The sequence below is a fragment of the Candidatus Nitrospira nitrificans genome, assembly GCF_001458775.1.
GTDB classification, from domain to species: Bacteria; Nitrospirota; Nitrospiria; order Nitrospirales; family Nitrospiraceae; genus Nitrospira_D; species Nitrospira_D nitrificans.
Genome location: NZ_CZPZ01000036.1, coordinates 105,154 through 121,573 on the forward strand (window position 1 = coordinate 105,154; position 16,420 = coordinate 121,573).

General features: G+C 56.4%; 20 protein-coding genes. 17 read left to right on the forward strand and 3 right to left on the reverse strand.

Annotated features, from left to right (window positions below):
- Window positions 1-19 precede the first annotated feature (19 nt).
- Window positions 20-1,579 carry a M28 family peptidase gene (locus tag COMA2_RS19375; protein ID WP_090902465.1) on the reverse strand — a complete coding sequence of 520 codons (1,560 nt, stop codon included), beginning with the start codon at window positions 1,577-1,579 and terminating at the stop codon, window positions 20-22.
- A 152-nt stretch (window positions 1,580-1,731) separates the two neighbouring features.
- On the opposite strand from COMA2_RS19375, the gene COMA2_RS19380 reads away from it, so the two are divergent.
- The 4 genes from COMA2_RS19380 (at window position 1,732) to uvrB (ending at window position 5,489) form a co-directional block, all read left to right on the forward strand.
- On the forward strand, window positions 1,732-1,986 hold the full coding sequence (locus COMA2_RS19380; RefSeq protein WP_090902468.1) for a hypothetical protein: 255 nt from the start codon (window positions 1,732-1,734) through the stop codon (window positions 1,984-1,986).
- Window positions 1,987-2,090: 104 nt separating this feature from the next.
- Entirely contained in the window at window positions 2,091-2,795 is a 705-nt protein-coding gene (locus COMA2_RS19385; protein ID WP_139077529.1) for a hypothetical protein, read from the forward strand.
- Window positions 2,796-3,059: 264 nt separating this feature from the next.
- Window positions 3,060-3,359, forward strand: coding sequence for an RNA recognition motif domain-containing protein (locus COMA2_RS19390; RefSeq protein ID WP_090902473.1), 300 nt, complete (start codon window positions 3,060-3,062; stop codon window positions 3,357-3,359).
- Window positions 3,360-3,491: 132 nt separating this feature from the next.
- The gene (uvrB, locus tag COMA2_RS19395) at window positions 3,492-5,489 is read left to right on the forward strand and encodes an excinuclease ABC subunit UvrB (protein WP_090902476.1); all 1,998 of its coding nucleotides are present in this window, start codon (window positions 3,492-3,494) and stop codon (window positions 5,487-5,489) included.
- On the opposite strand, the gene COMA2_RS19400 is transcribed toward uvrB, so the two are convergent.
- The gene (locus COMA2_RS19400; protein WP_090902479.1) at window positions 5,486-5,746 is read right to left on the reverse strand and encodes a DUF4321 domain-containing protein; all 261 of its coding nucleotides are present in this window, start codon (window positions 5,744-5,746) and stop codon (window positions 5,486-5,488) included. The two genes, uvrB and COMA2_RS19400, sit on opposite strands and share 4 nt — an antisense overlap.
- 229 nt (window positions 5,747-5,975) lie before the next feature.
- Between COMA2_RS19400 and ffh the strand changes: the two genes are divergently transcribed.
- The 11 genes from ffh to COMA2_RS19455 all read left to right on the forward strand — a co-directional run bounded on the left by ffh (window position 5,976) and on the right by COMA2_RS19455 (window position 14,785).
- Window positions 5,976-7,322, forward strand: a complete 1,347-nt coding sequence (ffh, locus tag COMA2_RS19405; protein ID WP_090902482.1) for a signal recognition particle protein — start codon at window positions 5,976-5,978, stop codon at window positions 7,320-7,322.
- A gap of 108 nt (window positions 7,323-7,430) precedes the next feature.
- Window positions 7,431-7,724: a 30S ribosomal protein S16 gene (gene rpsP / locus COMA2_RS19410; RefSeq protein ID WP_090902485.1), complete on the forward strand. Its 294-nt coding sequence runs from the start codon at window positions 7,431-7,433 to the stop codon at window positions 7,722-7,724.
- Between the two features lie 7 nt (window positions 7,725-7,731).
- On the forward strand, window positions 7,732-8,250 hold the full coding sequence (rimM, locus tag COMA2_RS19415; RefSeq protein WP_090902488.1) for a ribosome maturation factor RimM: 519 nt from the start codon (window positions 7,732-7,734) through the stop codon (window positions 8,248-8,250).
- 1 nt (window position 8,251) lies between these two features.
- Entirely contained in the window at window positions 8,252-9,037 is a 786-nt protein-coding gene (gene trmD, locus COMA2_RS19420) for a tRNA (guanosine(37)-N1)-methyltransferase TrmD (protein WP_175304742.1), read from the forward strand.
- A 4-nt stretch (window positions 9,038-9,041) separates the two neighbouring features.
- Complete coding sequence (gene rplS, locus COMA2_RS19425; protein WP_090902491.1) at window positions 9,042-9,449, forward strand: 50S ribosomal protein L19; 408 nt, start codon at window positions 9,042-9,044, stop codon at window positions 9,447-9,449.
- Window positions 9,450-9,519: 70 nt separating this feature from the next.
- Complete coding sequence (locus COMA2_RS19430; protein ID WP_090902494.1) at window positions 9,520-10,179, forward strand: ribonuclease HII; 660 nt, start codon at window positions 9,520-9,522, stop codon at window positions 10,177-10,179.
- Between the two features lie 4 nt (window positions 10,180-10,183).
- A complete protein-coding gene (locus tag COMA2_RS19435) occupies window positions 10,184-10,564 on the forward strand; it encodes a YraN family protein (RefSeq protein ID WP_090902497.1) in 381 nt (126 codons plus the stop codon).
- A gap of 40 nt (window positions 10,565-10,604) precedes the next feature.
- Window positions 10,605-11,285 (forward strand): cell division ATP-binding protein FtsE, encoded by a 681-nt coding sequence (gene ftsE, locus COMA2_RS19440; protein ID WP_090902631.1) that lies wholly within the window; start codon window positions 10,605-10,607, stop codon window positions 11,283-11,285.
- Complete coding sequence (locus tag COMA2_RS19445) at window positions 11,282-12,181, forward strand: cell division protein FtsX (protein WP_090902500.1); 900 nt, start codon at window positions 11,282-11,284, stop codon at window positions 12,179-12,181. The genes ftsE and COMA2_RS19445 overlap by 4 nt, the downstream gene beginning before the upstream one ends.
- Complete coding sequence (locus tag COMA2_RS19450; RefSeq protein ID WP_090902503.1) at window positions 12,178-13,362, forward strand: murein hydrolase activator EnvC family protein; 1,185 nt, start codon at window positions 12,178-12,180, stop codon at window positions 13,360-13,362. Before COMA2_RS19445 ends, COMA2_RS19450 begins: the two co-directional genes overlap by 4 nt.
- A 67-nt stretch (window positions 13,363-13,429) precedes the next feature.
- Window positions 13,430-14,785, forward strand: a complete 1,356-nt coding sequence (locus COMA2_RS19455) for a S41 family peptidase (protein WP_090902506.1) — start codon at window positions 13,430-13,432, stop codon at window positions 14,783-14,785.
- Here the strand turns inward: COMA2_RS19455 and COMA2_RS19460 are convergent.
- Entirely contained in the window at window positions 14,782-15,252 is a 471-nt protein-coding gene (locus COMA2_RS19460) for a histidinol-phosphatase (protein ID WP_090902509.1), read from the reverse strand. The genes COMA2_RS19455 and COMA2_RS19460 overlap by 4 nt on opposite strands.
- A 98-nt stretch (window positions 15,253-15,350) precedes the next feature.
- Here COMA2_RS19460 and thiS point away from each other — a divergent pair, with 98 nt between their 5' ends.
- Both thiS and COMA2_RS19470 read left to right on the forward strand, forming a co-directional pair.
- Window positions 15,351-15,569 carry a sulfur carrier protein ThiS gene (thiS, locus tag COMA2_RS19465; protein ID WP_245631122.1) on the forward strand — a complete coding sequence of 73 codons (219 nt, stop codon included), beginning with the start codon at window positions 15,351-15,353 and terminating at the stop codon, window positions 15,567-15,569.
- 9 nt (window positions 15,570-15,578) lie between these two features.
- The gene (locus COMA2_RS19470; RefSeq protein WP_090902512.1) at window positions 15,579-16,352 is read left to right on the forward strand and encodes a thiazole synthase; all 774 of its coding nucleotides are present in this window, start codon (window positions 15,579-15,581) and stop codon (window positions 16,350-16,352) included.
- Window positions 16,353-16,420 lie beyond the last annotated feature (68 nt).

A 16,420-nucleotide genomic window follows, 5' to 3' on the forward strand; every position in this document is an offset into this window, starting at 1 on the left:
TGAAGCGATGTGCGGTCGCTCATGGCCCATAGGCCAGCTGCCAAGTCATGGCCAGCACATACCGAGCAGTGGCTGTGACGAGTCCTGGCTCGATGGTATCGGCGGTATCCGTCGGTTGGTGAAAGTGAGGATGCACCCCACCGCTCACCACGGTGACGGTCGGCACGGCTGCTTCTTTGAACGGCACATGGTCACCGCCGGGGAAGAATCCGTAGAGATCCAGTTTGTCGTGAATGCCTGCGGCTTTTCCTGCCGCGAGAGCGACTTCCTTCTCTAACCCTGTCACGCCGACGGTGAGTCGTCCGTTACCGACGCCCGCATGGTCGATGTTGATCATGGCTCTTGTGGTATCGAGGGGAATGATCGGCCGGGAGGTATAGAGACGGGAGCCGAGCAGGTCACGCTCCTCGCCGCTAAATGAGATGAACAGGATCGTTCGGGAAGGACGTGACTCAAGCTTGGCGAGGGCCCGGGCCACCTCCACGATGACTGCCGTTCCGGAAGCATTGTCATCCGCGCCGGGGAACAGTAGCCCTCCTGGACGACCGAAGTGATCACGATGGGCTCCGATAATGACGGCCTCGGTTCCGGTTCCAGGAATCATTCCCAATACATTGACGAGGAGGCCTTCTTTTGTTGCGGTCTCCCAATGGAGCGAGGCATATCGGTCCGTGCGTGTGGCCTGTGATGAGGCTGCCTGGTTCAAATGTTCCTGAAGCGTGCGAAGGCGATCGGGAGCGGTTCCATTCGACTCGGTAAGTAGTTCTTGGGCGAGCGCGGTGTTGATCCAGGCGCCGGGAATGGCTTGATCGGGCGGCAACTGTCCGTAAAAGGCGCTGGGGCTCCCGGTCACGCCCCGGCGGATCTCATAGGGGTGGAGGAGAGGGCCGGTGGCCGTCAAATAGCCGAGCGCGCCGCGATTCCGCGCGAACCTCACCTTGTCGGCGTGGGTGACGGGGCGAGGATAATGCTCCGGCTTGCCCCGCAGGAACAGGACGATGCAATTGCTCACGTCGACGCCGGCATAGTCGTCGATGCCGTGAGTCGGATCGACAATGCCATATCCCACGAACACAATTTGACCTTGGATATCCGCGGAGGGCGAATCGAAGACGGGGAAGTAATCCGAGCCAAGAGTTTTGACAGTCAGATGATCTGTCGAGCCGACTCGCAATGTCGGCTCAGGTGCCATCAGGGAAGTGAAAATTGAGGTTGCCATCGCACCAGATGAAGCACCGTTCTTTCCAGTGAAGAAAGGCACGACCAGTGAGTTATTGCCGACGAGGGGCAGCCGCAACCCGGCCGCGAGAAACTCTTGCGCTACCCACTGTGCCGATCGCAGGTCATCAGCCGTGCCGCTTTGCCTTCCATTGAATACTGGTCCGCTGAGGGTTCGGATGTCTGCGAGCATCCGATCAGCCGAGAGCGATTCGATGGCGGCTTCGAGGCTCGTCTTCGATAACTGAGCCAGACTAGGCGGAGGCTGGAGTGTCAGCGCCAGCGCGGTACAGAACAGGATCCAAGAGCGCCAGATCTGCGTGGAGGGACGGACACGTTTCGATGGTGAGCGTTTGGTCATATCAAACCATTGCGTTTATGCGGGCGATCATAGCACAGTGGACGAGGCGGCTTGCAGAGCTGCATTGAGCCCAGGTAGTATTCATGCAGCAGTGAGCGCGATCGGTTCAGCGCCGGAAAGAATGAACACGTCACTCGGTGATGGAGTGAATAATGGCAGGCGGTGAATCAGGAAAAGGCTTGTACGATCATTTGTACCGGCGATTTTTCGAGCAACGTGACAGCCATGACGGTTATTCGTTTCAGGAAGCTCCCGGCGGCAGCGCCCCGACGCCGGCGGTGACATTTGCACAGAAACTGCGGTGGTGGATCTGGAACCGGGGTCAACGGAGAAAGAAGATTTTGGCCGAGCGGGACCGGTTGCAGCGCGAGATTCTTCAAATTAAGAAGTCAGGAAGCTCACAGTAGTGCGGGTACTACGGGTACTATCGGTGTCGAAGAAATCTCGCATATATTCTGTCATCAGGCGTGCTCGGGCCGGGCTCTTCGCTTTCTTGGCGGCCGGCCTTGTCATGGGGGGCCTCCCTAGTTACGGAGTTCAGAATGAAACGCAGGAAGAAAAGGCCGTCAATCTAAAGAATCAAGCGACGGGCGGACTTTTCAAGAAGTGGACATTCGATCAGGAGCCACTCAATACGTTGCCTCGCGGGTTCGTGAAAGAAGTGACGACCGATGAGCCGCTTGGGGAATGGATCGTCCAAGGGCATGCGGCGGCGCCTTCTCCTCCGCAAGCCCTTACAGGCTCCTCGACCTGTGCTCAGAGTTGTTACCAGCTTCTATTGGTCGAGGGAATGCAGTATGAATATCCTGACTTGAGTGTTCGATTTCATACGCCGGAAAGGGGCGTTGGATCAGGCGGGGTTGTCTTGGGGGTGCGTGACGCAAGGAATTTTTATACTGCGCTCGTCGACCCCCTCTCGAGACAAGTTCGATTTGTCCGGTTCTCTGACGGACTTGCAACGGTTCTCGGTCAAGCGCCGGTCAATCTGAAACCGGTTGAGTGGCATTCTCTCAGGGTGCAGCGGAATACCATCATCAGCAAGGATTTTATCGAGGTGTTTGTGGATGGAACGCTCATCCTGTCTATTGAAGACCAGGCGTTTGGGTTGGGGCAGGTGGGGTTAGTCATTGCTGGGACATCGACGATGTGGTTCGATAGCTTTCATGCTGTTCCTCTCTTCTCTCACCGGCCACTTTCCGCCCCACCGGCCTATTAACCGTGGTTCACCGTCGTGCTGGTTTGGCCTCAAACTTGCTTTTTCTCGTCTGTCTGGAGTAACCTAGGCCCACCGGTGCGCTAAAGGCCTGGCAAGACCGGTGTTGAAAGTGACAAGGCCTGAATAGATGTTGTTATTGGGCCAGCCCGGGAATCTGATCGGAAGCCAGAGCTAAGCCGCCGCTGTGTTGACGTCTTCGGCCCATTCCTTCCTCGTTGCTTTCTCGAGTCCAAGACAACATCATTGTGTCAAAGGAGGAGTCCGATGGGTGCGAAGATTTATGTCGGTGGGTTACCGTATTCAACAACCGAGCAACAGCTGAGCGATCTGTTTGCGGCGCATGGGGCCGTTGCCTCGGCGCGGATTATTACGGATAAGTTCACCGGGCAGTCTCGAGGATTTGGGTTTGTCGAAATGTCGTCTGATGCTGAAGCGCAAGCGGCGATTACCGCTTTGAACGGCACGCCACTCGGTGGCCGTACGTTAACGGTGAACGAAGCGCGTCCTCAGGAACCCCGTTCAGGTGGAGGGGGGCGCGGTGGATTCGGAGGCGGTCGCGGGTAACGTCAAATTTGTTTTCTTGCGATAAGGGCTGCCGGGAGTTCCCGGCAGCCCTTTTTGCTTTTGATCGCGCCGACGTCAAGAGATATGCATGAGTACGAGGATGCCCGTCCGCAATGATTCAGAGGGGGGACCGTGCCGCCCTTTAAGCTAGAGGCTCCCTTTAAAGCCTGTGGGGATCAGCCGGAAGCCATCGCCAGGCTGACCGCTGGAGTGCTGTCCGGGAAGAGACACCAAGTATTGCTTGGGGTGACGGGGTCCGGCAAGACCTTCACGATGGCAAATCTCATCGAGCGTGTCCAGAAGCCGACGCTCGTGCTGGTCCACAACAAGACCTTAGCCGGCCAACTCTATCAGGAGTTCAAGCAGTTTTTCCCCCATAATGCGGTCGAGTACTTCGTGAGTTATTACGATTATTATCAACCGGAAGCCTATATCCCGCAGAGCGACACGTATATCGCGAAGGATGCCTCCATCAATGACGCCATTGATCAAATGCGCCACTCCGCCACGACCGAGCTCTTGCAACGAAACGACGTGCTGATCGTGTCCTCCGTGTCTTGTATCTATGGGCTTGGGTCGCCGGAGGTCTACCATGACATGCTGATTTATTTGGAGGAAGGCGTCGAGACGAAACGAGAAAAGATCTTATCGAAACTGGTGGAGATCCAATACGAGCGCAATGATGTGGATTTTCATCGAGGGACGTTTCGGGCGCGGGGAGACGTGATCGAGATTTTCCCTGCCTCATCCGAGGCGAAGTCGGTGCGCATCGAGCTGTTTGGAGACGTGGTGGATGCGATTCATGAAATCGATCCACTCACCGGGAAATCGCTCGGCAAGCTTCCCAAGATCGCGATCTATCCGAATACCCATTATCTCATTGCTCCGGATCGGTATGAGCGGGCCATTACCGGCATCGAGGAAGAACTCGACGAACGCGTCGCGTATTTCAGAAAAGCGGGACGTCTGATGGAAGCCCAACGCATTGAGCAGCGCACCAAGTTCGACCTGGAGATGATCCGAGCCATGGGCTATTGCCATGGAATCGAGAATTATTCACGCCATCTCAGCGGGCGGAAGTCGGGTGAGTCGCCTCCCACGTTGCTGGATTACTTTCCGAAGGATTTTCTGCTGATCATCGATGAGTCTCACGCGATGGTTCCTCAAGTCGGCGGGATGTATGAGGGAGATTACTCCAGGAAACGGACGCTGGTAGAGTATGGATTCCGACTGCCGTCGGCGGTCGACAACCGCCCATTGAAATTTTCAGAGTTCGAGCGTTGTCTCGATCAGGTGGTGTATGTGTCCGCAACACCGGGTAGCTATGAATTAGAGCATGCGGGCGGTGATGTGGTTGAACAGATCGTTCGCCCGACCGGTTTGATGGATCCGCGAATCGAAGTCGTGCCGGCCAAGGGTCAGGTGGACCATCTCCTCGGGCAAGTCCGCGCGGAGGTCGCCAAAGGCGGCAGGGTTCTCGTGACCACCTTGACGAAGCGGATGGCGGAAGATTTGACCGAGTATTACCACGACTTGAAAGTCCATGTTCGCTATTTGCACTCCGATATTAAGACACTCGAACGAACTGAGATCATCCGCGATCTCCGACGCGGAGTGTTTGACGTGCTGGTGGGGATCAATTTACTTCGCGAAGGGCTTGATCTTCCCGAAGTGAGCCTGGTCGCCATTCTTGATGCCGATAAGGAGGGGTACCTACGCTCGTATCGCGCGCTGATTCAAACAGCCGGGCGAGCCGCACGCCATCTCGAAGGACGGGTGATTTTTTACGGAGATATGGTGACGGATTCGATGAAGCAGGCGATCGAGGAAACGAACCGACGTCGCGAGATTCAAGCCGAGTATAACCGAGTGCATGGCATCACCCCGGTCGGAATTACGAAAGGTATTCCTTCTCTTGAGTATGCGGTGGCCGACATGGATTATGCCCGGTTGGACCTTGCAGCGGAGTCGATCGAACAGTACGGCAGTTCGGAATCAACGGATCAGCTCATCGAACGCCTCGAGTCAGACATGAAAGCCGCCGCCAAAGAATTGGCCTTTGAGCAGGCTGCGGAGCTACGCAACCGCATTCGATCGCTTCGGCTTCAAGCGTTGAACGCAAAATCCTAAACGTGTTTGTAGAGGTAGATGCCGATGAACATCCCAAGGATGCTCAGAATATTGACTTTAATATTGAATCCTAAGACCAGCTTGATGAGGACAAGGTCGATGGTGAGCGGGGGACTGATGCCGGGATTGAAGTTCGTTGCGAAAATGCTTTGGATGGTGCCTTGAGGTGCCATGACGTGGAGAATCTCCCCGAGTATGCCGCCAAGGAGCCCTCCGATTAACACGAAGATGATCAAAACCCAGGGTGATTTTCTCACGCGGCCACTCTTCTTTCCTTATGAGTTTCCGTACGTGGGTATTCGGTGGCTGAAGGGCACCATATCCGAAGGTTTTCGGCATGTCAATAAAACTACTGACTTGGGATCATCTTGACTTGCCTTGCTTGGTCCGATACACTCCCCGATGCTCTTTTCCAAGGATTTTCGAGGCGATCGGAGGTCTCGTGCAAGGCTTCGATGGCCTCTTTCTTTGTGGTGATACGGCGTCATGCTTGATGGGTTGAGCGATAAGTTTGAGAAAATTCTGAAGAAACTCCGAGGGCAGGGTGTGCTCACGGAGCAGAACATCACGGAAGCGTTGAAAGACGTGCGGTTTGCGCTTCTTGAAGCAGACGTCAACTTCAAGATCGTCAAAGAATTCATCGATCGCGTCCGTCAAAAGGCGGTCGGCCAGGAAGTCTTGCAGAGTCTGACTCCCGGGCATCAGGTCGTCAAAGTCGTGTGGGATGAACTCAGGGCGATGATGGGGCATGAGCGGGCGGGACTTGCCCTGAGCTCAATGCCCCCAACCATCCTGATGATGGTTGGGTTGCAAGGAGCCGGAAAGACGACGGCCAGCGGCAAGCTGGCGCGTCTGTTCAAGAATCAAGGCAAGCGAGTGCTTTTGGTTGCCGCCGACCCGCGTCGCCCTGCGGCCGGTGAACAACTGAGTGCTCTCGGTCGGGATCTTGGAGTGGAGGTTCATCGCGCGGATCACGGTCAGGCTTCTCAAGCGGATGTGGTGCGAATCTGCCGTGCGGGGGTCGAGCGGGGGCGCGATCAGGGTTTTGACCTCATTATCCTGGATACCGGAGGTCGACTGCATATCGACGACGAACTCATGGACGAGCTTGTCGCCGTGAAAACAGCGGTGTCCCCTCATGAGGTGTTGTTGGTTGCCGACGCGATGACGGGGCAAGATGCGGTGACCATGGCCGGCCAGTTTGATCAGAAGGTCGGGCTGACCGGCGTTATTCTGACCAAGGTTGAAGGGGATGCGCGCGGAGGGGCGGTCTTGTCGATTCGGGCCGCAACCGGCAAGCCCATCAAGTTTCTCGGTGTCGGGGAAAAGCTGGATGCGCTGGAGCCGTTTCATCCGGACCGGATGGCTTCCCGCATTCTTGGGATGGGCGATGTGTTGTCGCTCATTGAGAAAGCTCAGGAAAGCATCACTCGGGAGCAGGCGGAGGAAGCTCAGAAGCGGCTCACCAGCAATACTTTCACCCTGGAAGATTTTCGAGCTCAGCTCGGCCAGATGAGCCGCATGGGTTCGTTCGAGCAGATTCTTGGCATGCTCCCGGGTGGGCAAAAACTCAAGCACGCGATCGAAGGCGACAAGCCGGAGCGAGAGATCGGTCGCGTGGTAGCCGTGATCGATTCGATGACCCCGCGAGAACGCCGCGATCATACGATTATCAACGGGAGTCGGAAGAAGCGGATCGCTCGTGGCAGCGGCACGACGGTGCAGGATGTGAACCGTCTGATCAAGCAGTTTTTGTCCGCGAAGAAGCTGGCGAAGGCGATGACCGGTGCAGGAGGGCGTCGACAGCTCGCCCAGCTCATGCGCTCGATGTGAGGGAACGCCGTCGGCTGTCCGTGAATGGCTTTCAGCTACGTGGGCTGCAAGCAAAGTTTGGCATGAAGAAGCTGACAGCTGTCGGCACACTTATTTAAGGAGGACGTTGTGGCTGTACATTTGAGACTGGCTCGAACAGGACGACATAAACGACCGATGTATCGAGTGGTGGCCGCCGATTCGCGGAAAGCACGTGACGGCCGGTTTTTGGAGATCCTTGGGATTTTTGACCCGTTGAAAGAAGCCGGCATGCCGGAGTTGAAACAGGAACGTGTCCTGACCTGGCTGAGGCACGGCGCTCAACCCACGGTGACCGTGCGGACGTTGCTGCGCCGGGCAGGAGTCTGGAAGCAGTTTGAGGCTGAAAAAGCCGCGCAGAAAAAAGCCCCTGCAAAATCCTGATCTCGTGATGGCGAATCAGTTGGAAACCGTGACGGTGGGACTGATTGAACGGGCCTTTGGCGTCAGAGGAGAAGTGAAGGTTCGGCCACTGTCCGATGTCCCTGGTCGGTTTGAAGGGCTAAGAAGTGTGAGCCTCCTCGCAAGGAACGGTCAAACCTTGGAGACCAGCGTCACCCATGTGAGGCGGGTAGCGGCTGGATTCATTCTTGGATTGACTGGTGTGACCACGCCGGAGGCAGCGAGTCTCTGGCGGGGCGGATTCATACGGACGGTTCGAGGGGCCGTGCCCGAGCTTCCGGAGGGGCAATACTATGAGTGCGATCTCATCGGTCTGGCTGTCTCTACCCAGGAGGGTCGGCCGATCGGTGTGCTGGAAGAGATTTTGGATGTGCCGGGAAACCCCGTCTTTGTTGTTCGCCAAGGAGCCAAGGAAATCTTGATCCCCGCCGCGAAAGAATTGGTGAGCGCCGTCGACATGGCAGCTCGCACGATGACCGTCCGGCTGATCGACGGATTGGGTGAGTAGCATGTTGCGGTTCGATGTGCTGACATTGTTTCCTGACATGTTCGCTCCGGTCCTGTCTCACAGCATGCTCAAACGAGGGCAAGACAAGGGGCTGCTTACCGTGAAGGTGCACAATTTGCGAGACTTCACGGTGGATCGTCATAAAGTGGTCGATGATATGCCGTATGGAGGCGGGGCCGGCATGGTCATGAAGGCCCAGCCGATTCTTCTTGCGGTTGCGGCGATCCGAGAGCAAGCGCAGGCTTGCGGGGAAGACATCCGGATGATATTTCCGACTCCTCATGGGCGGCCTTTCACGCAAGACTATGCGCAGCAGTTGGCGGGTGAGCGTCGCCGAATCGTCATTCTGTGCGGGCACTATGAGGGAGTCGATGAGCGTGTCCGCACGGCGCTGGTTCCGGAGGAAGTCTCACTCGGAGATTATGTGTTGACCGGAGGTGAGTTGCCGGCGCTCGTATTGATCGATGCAGCGGCCAGACTCGTTCCCGGCGTCTTGGGCGACCCAAGTTCTGTCTTGGAAGAATCGTTTTCAGACTCGTTGCTGGAGTATCCGCAGTACACGAGGCCGGCGGAGATTGGAGGAATCAGCGTGCCCGATGTGTTGCTCTCGGGCCATCATGAGGCCATTCGGTTGTGGCGTCGAAAGCAAGCGTTGCGTAGCACATATGTACGACGTCCCGATCTTCTGCAAGGTCGGATGTTCACGAGGGAAGATCAACAGTTATTGGATGAATTGATGCGCGAAGGCCTTTTGACGGCCCCGACATCATGCCGGGAGGAGGAGTAAGTCCATGAATCAGTTGGAGCGAATTCAGCGGTCGTTGACGAAGAAATCAGCGCCAAGCTTTGAGATCGGGGATACCGTCAGGGTCCACGTCAAAGTCGTCGAGGGCGAAAAAGAGCGGATTCAGGTCTATGAAGGAACCGTGATCGCGCGCAAGGGAAGTTTAAATACCGAAATGTTTACGGTCCGCAAACTTTCATACGGCGTCGGCGTCGAACGGATTTTCCCGGTGCATTCTCCGATCGTCTCTAAGGTGGATGTGGTTCGGCAAGGGCGCGTTCGGCGCGCGAAGCTATACTATTTGCGCGGCAAGAAGGGTAAATTCGCAAAAGTCGAGGAGCGGGAGTTTGTCGGAGAGAGCAAATCTTCGGCACAACCTCCGGCGGCGGGAGGGGAGACGGTGACGGCTTCCTAGCCTTCTTCGGAGCACATGTTCCCTCACGGCAAAGGCGATCGCGTGAATCGGTGAAGGGACGTCTGATCTGATGGGACCCACCGAAGAGTTCGAGCGGGCGGCCCGGCTGTGTGGGTATCGTCGTATCGCCGGCATCGATGAAGCGGGTCGGGGTCCGCTAGCCGGTCCGGTCGTTGCCGCTGCGGTAGTCTTGCCGGCCCGTTGTCGAATTTTAGGGATCGATGATTCCAAGCAGCTGACCGAAGGGGAACGAGACCGATTGTATGCCGAGATTCTTGCGCATGCCGTGGGGATGGGAATCGGATCGGCGGATGTCGGGGAGATCGATCGGTTCAATATTCTCGAAGCGACCCGGCTAGCGATGCGGCGAGCCATCGATCAACTGGTTCCTTCCCCTGATTATCTACTCATTGATGCCGTTCCTCTTCCCGGAATGAGAATCCCTGAACGGCCCATCATCAAGGGAGACGCCCTCTCCCTCTCGATCGCAGCTGCCTCCATCATCGCCAAGGTTACGAGGGATCGTCTCATGGCAGAGTACCATGACATGTTTCCCGAATATGATTTTCTCTCGCATAAGGGGTATGGTACGAGAGGACATCTGCAACGATTGGCGCGCCATGGCCCCTGCTCCATCCATCGCCGAACATTCATGCCGGTGCACGAGGCGATCCTCGCGGCGACGCGTGAGTCTTCCGGACGGGCGAGCTCCACATTGCTCGAACAGTAACGGCATGGTCACGTCAGACCCGCGCCATCAGTTTGGCCAAGCCAGCGAAATGCAGGCCGAACAATTCTTGGTGGCCAAGGGCTATCGCATCCTCGATCGTAACGTCCGGACCACCCTTGGTGAATTGGACCTCGTCGCGGAAGATCATGGCGTCGTGGTCTTCGTCGAAGTGAAGGGCAGGGCCACAGACGCCTTCGGCGGGGCTCTGCTGGCGGTGGATCACCGCAAGCGGGTGAAGCTGACGAAACTGGCCGCGCAGTATTTAGCCCAACGGCATTGGTCCGATAAGGTTTGCCGATTCGATGTGGTGTTGGTCCAGGGGGAATCTTCCGGCCGGAAGCGGATCGAACATCTCCAGAACGCATTTGACGTGGCCGAACACTGAGCGGTGTTCGCTTTTACTCGAAGGGGTTTCCATGGATGCCATCATTCAACTCATCCATGTGTCAAAATGGCATGATCGAAGAGCCGCGTTGTCCGATGTCACCTTTGAGATCGAGAAGGGGGAGTTTGTCCTGCTCATGGGAGCGAGCGGGGCCGGGAAGTCGACCCTGCTGCGCATGTTGATCGCGGAGGAGCAGCCGGACGAGGGCCAGATTTTCGTTCACGGTAAAAATGTGACCAAGCTTCGATCGTCCGAGATCCCCTATCTTCGGCGGAAAGTCGGCGCGGTGTTTCAAGACTTTCGTCTGTTGCCGAAGAAATCCGTCTTCGACAATGTCGCGCTCCCCTTGATCGTGCAAGGGGCACCCGAGAAAGATATCCGTCGTAAAGTCACGGAGGCATTGCGCGCGGTCGGTGTCGATCACAAGAACGATCAGTTGCCGAACAGCCTGTCAACGGGGGAGCAGCAGCGTGTGTGTATCGCCCGGTCGATCGTCAATGGGCCGGTGGTGCTGTTGGCCGACGAACCAACGGGCAATCTTGATCCAGAACGTACCCGGGAAATCATTGAATTGTTCAAGTTGATCAATGCCCGAGGGACGACCGTGGTCGTCGCGACGCACGATCCTCATGTCCTGAATTATGTGAATCGGCGGGTGATTACGTTGGTGCGAGGGATGTTGCTGTCGGAGCGAAGGGTCGGGGAAGGGGTTGGAGTGTGAGACGCCTGTTTTATCTCGTGCGCGAAGCGTGGACGAACATGCGGACCAATCGGACGGCGACGATCGTCGCCGTTCTGACCACGGCATTTGCCTTGGCCTGCGTCGGCATCTTTCTGTTGCTCTATGTGAATCTCCGGAACGCGGCGGGGTCGCTCCAGGAAGATGTCAAGGTCATGGTCTATTTGGAGGATCAACTACCGACTGAACGAATGCAAGAACTCGAACGAACGCTGACGGCCGATCGTATGGTCGACGGGGTGCTCTTTATTTCAAAAGAACAGGCGCTGGGAGAATTTCGTGTTCAGTTCCCCGGTGAATCGCACTTACTCGAAGGGCTTGGGGAGAACCCGCTTCCGGCCTCGTTCGTCGTGACGCTTGCGCCGAGCTTTCGGTCTCCGGACGCGATAAAAGGTTGGGTGGAACGTGTCCAAACAATGGAAGGCGTCGCCAAGGTCGACTATAATCAGGAATGGATCAGTTTATTGGCCAGACTGATCGGATACATCGAACTGGCGGCGATCGGAGTGGGGTTCCTCCTCTCCGCGGCGGCGGTGACCATCATCGGAAATACGACCAGACTCGCACTCCTGGCCAGACGGGAAGAAATCGAAATTCTTCGCTCGATCGGAGCCACGAGCACCTTTATCCGTATCCCTTATTTCCTCGAAGGAGCCGTACTCGGAGTCTGTGGCAGCGCGCTGTCGTTGGGGATTCTCAAGTTTGCGTTCGAGCTGTTCCGGCAGCAGATTCAATTGACGGGCCGTTTCAGCGGAATCGAAGGCATGATCTCTTTCTTCCCCCTCTCGGTGTGCCTGGCTCTCGTCATGGCGGGAATGGGACTTGGCTTCGCCGGGAGCGTGGTGTCGCTTCTACGTATCGGAGAAGGGCGGGCATGAGATCCTCCTTCGCCATCCTGCTGTGGTGCCTTGCGGTGGGGGGAGGGTGGGCATCTGTGGCGGGCGCGGCGAGTGATCCGATCTCTGAAAAAATCGAGCGGGAGAGGAAAACGCTTGAGAAGCTCAAGGACAAGATCGAGGAGAAACGGAAGCGGGCTGAGGCAGCGGAGAAGAAACGAGAATCGGTACTGCAAGGGCTCCAATCCCTGGATGAACGACTGGTGCATCATCGGCAAGACCATCGCGAGATCAGCAAGAAACTGCGGCAGAAGGATCGGGAGATTGAAGAGATCACGAACCGGCTGGGAGTGATGCGAACCAATATTGATGCCCGACGTGAGGCCATTCTTGCCCGACTTCGCGTGCAGTATATGGAAGGACGGTTTGGTCGCGTGAAGACTCTCTTGACGGCGGACTCCTACAGTGATTTCCAGCGTCGTGGGCAATACCTCTCCGTCGTGTCACACAAGGACTACGAGTTGCTGGAGACGTTCCGTGCCGGCATGGAGCGGATGGAGCAGGCTGAGCGTCAGCGCGCCGAGGCCAGAGCCGGACTCGTCGCCTTCAAGCGCAACATTGAGAAAAATCTGGCCGATATCCGAGTGCTTCAGAGAGAGAAAAAAGTCTATTTGGCGAAGATCACGCACGAAAAGGATTCCTATAATCGCACCGTCGAGGAACTGGAACGTTCCGCCTCACGGGTGGATGGCTTGTTGCATGATTTGGAAACACGCCGACGCGCCACGGCCATGCCTCCTCTCTTGTCTTCACCCTCGGCGTATGGAGTCCGAGGCACACTCCCTTGGCCGGCCGATGGAAAGGTCGTGTCATTCTTCGGACGCCAGAAGCATCCGACGTTCAATACCTATGTTCAGCGCAAAGGCATTGAAATTCGAGCCGCGGAGGGAAGCTTAATTCATGCCGTCATGGCCGGGAGTGTGGTCTACGCGGACTGGTTGAAAGGATACGGACTCGTTATAATCTTAGATCACGCCAACGGGTTCTTTTCTTTATATGCGCATGCCTCCAAGATTCTGGCCAAATCGGGCGAGCAGGTTGCCGAAGGTCAACCGATCGGGGAGACCGGGGATACGGGCATGATTGGAGAAAATACTTTATACTTCGAGTTGCGGGAAGGGGCTGAGCCGGTGGATCCGCTCCATTGGTTGGCCAAACGATGAGCACGGCCTTCTTGGTGTATGCTGATCGGAGGGTCCGACAACTCAGGGCAGAAGGGATGTGAAGATTATGGAACAGCAGCCTCGGAAGAAGTCTTGGGTGGTCGTGCCGATGATTGCTCTTGCGCTGCTCGGTGCAGTCGTCATCGGAAAAGGTTGGGAGCCGACCGGTTATGCGGGCGAAACCTATGAGGAGCTCAAAACCTTCTCCGAAGTCCTGAATCAGGTTCAGAAACATTATGTCGATGAGACGAAACCGAAGGATCTCATTCAAGGGGCCATCCGCGGCATGCTGTCGACGCTCGATCCACACTCAGCCTATATGACTCCGGAGATGTACAAGGAGATGCAGGTTGAAACCAGGGGAGAATTCGGCGGAGTCGGCATTCAAATCGGTGTGAAGGATAACCGTCTGGCCGTCATTGCGCCGATCGAAGGCACGCCGGCACATCGAGCCGGGATCAAAGCCGGCGATTTTATCACCAAGGTCAATGACGACACGACAAAGGACCTGACCTTGATGGATGCGGTCCAGAAGATGCGAGGGCCGAAAGGCAGCAAGGTCAATCTCACCATTCAACGAGATGGCACGCCGGACCCCTTGGTATTCACCCTCGTCCGGGACACTATCAAAATTGAAAGCGTGAAGTCGAAGGTGATCGACAACCTCGGCTATGTCCGTCTCACGCAGTTTCAGGAGGCGACCGGACGAGACCTTTCCAAAGCGATCAAACAGTTTAAGGAACAGAAGGTCCAAGGAACGATTCTCGACTTGCGAAACAATCCCGGCGGTTTACTGACTGCGGCGGTTGATGTCTCCGAGCAATTTCTTCCCAGCGGGAAACTGGTCGTCTATACGAAGAGCCGAGAAGGGAAAAAAGACGAATGGTTCGCCAAAGCCAAGGATCAGCTGGAGGATCTACCCGTCATAGTTTTGGTCAATGAAGGATCCGCGAGCGCGTCGGAAATTGTCGCCGGAGCGCTGCAGGACTATGGACGAGGTCTTGTTGTCGGGACAACTTCATTCGGAAAGGGGTCGGTGCAGACGATCCTGGCGTTAGGCGATGGGTCGGGGCTTCGTCTGACGACCGCGAAGTACTATACGCCCAAAGGTCGGTCGATCCAGTCGACCGGGATTACTCCCGACATCGTGGTGAAACTGCCGGCACCGGCGACGGTGAAAGCGCCCGATGCCAAATCGATTGAAAAAGAGGCGGAGGGCAAGGCCGGTAAACCTCCCGTGGGAAAAGATGCTCCACCACAGAATGGGAAGTCTCCGGACGAGACGGGTTCGAAAAACGGAATGCCTCCCTCGGCCTCGCCTGAAGTGAGCGGGGAGCTCTCACTTGAGCAAGATGTTCAACTGCAGAAGGCGGTGGAGTTGTTGAAGAGCTGGAAGATATTCAAGGAGCTGAAGGTGTCTTAAGAACCGGGATTCTGCATTCGACGCTGAACGGCCTGCAGCAGCTGCTCTTCCGATCCTGAGAAGTTCGGCAACGTGCGAATCAGGTGCGATCGGACGAGCTGGTCGAGATCGGGAAGCGTCCGTATCCCGAGTCGGAAGTAGAGATAGGTCACGAGTGAATCAGAGAGCCCGGGAAGCGTCACCCAGTTCTGTACTTCCGGCGGGAGCGGGGTTTTAAGCTCTTCATAGGCACGGATGGTCCCCGTCGCAAGAAACTCTTCGATCTTTTTTGCTAGATCGGTCCCAATCCCGTCAATTTCCTCGAGCCCTTGGCGGTCAGCCACGGTCGACACATCTTCCTCGATTGCAAGCAGAGCATCCGCAGCCCGTCGATAGGCCCGCACTCGATAGGGGTTGGCCCGTTGGGAGGACAAGAGGTCGGCCATTGATCGGAAGATCGCGGCCAGTCGATGATTCTTCTCTTTCATGTGTGGGACCGTGGAGTTCTATTGTGCGGTTTCTTCAGCCCTCCAGGCAAGGGGCACTTTGTTGACAAGGTGAATTCTACTCTCATAGGATGACAGGTGTGCAGGATGCAATCCACATCCATGTCAATGGAGAGGCGCGGACTTGGCGCAACGGCGCAACGGTTGCCGATCTGTTGCAAGACCTGGGTCTGCAAACGGAGCGGGTGGCGGTCGAGCTGAACCTTGAAATCATCGACCGGGCGGCCTTTGGCCGACGGTTGCTCAAAAATGGGGATCGGGTCGAGATTCTCGGGTTTATCGGCGGCGGGTCATTTTGAGAGGGCATTATGGCGGACGATCGGCTGATCATCGCGGGGCGTGAGTTCACATCCCGTTTATGGGTCGGGACGGGGAAATATAAGGACTTTGTCGAGACAAAAAAGGCGATCGAGGTCTCCGGCGCCGATGTCGTAACGGTTGCGGTGCGGCGAGTGAATATCACCGATCGATCGAAAGACAATCTGCTCGATTACATCGATCCGAAGAAATATACGATCTTGCCGAACACGGCCGGATGCTACACGGTGGAAGATGCGGTTCGGTATTCTCGTTTGGCGCGTGCGGCCGGGGTCTCCGATTTGGTGAAGCTGGAAGTGCTCGGCGACGAGAGGACCTTGTTCCCCGATACGGCCGGATTGATCGAAGCGGCAAAGATTCTCGTCAAAGAAGGTTTTATCGTGTTGCCCTATACGAATGACGATCCCATCGTCGCTCAAAAGCTTGTCGACGTTGGCTGTCCAGCGGTCATGCCGTTGGCGGCACCGATCGGATCAGGACTCGGGATCCGCAATCCCTATAATCTCAAAATCATTATGGAGATGATCAAGGTGCCGATCATCGTGGATGCCGGTGTCGGGACTGCTTCCGATGCTGCATTTGCGATGGAATTGGGCGCAGATGCGGTGCTCATGAATACAGCCATCGCGGGCGCGCAGGATCCGATCGCCATGGCGGAAGCGATGAAGTACGCCGTGCATGCCGGTCGCCTGGCCTATAAGGCCGGTCGCATTCCCAGGAAACTCTATGCAACGGCGAGCAGTCCGATCGAGGGAATGTTGTAAAAGCAGGTAAGGGGGAAAGGCGTGAGTAGTGAAGGGTAAAGCATCGGAGCAAGAAATTCTCGTCACTC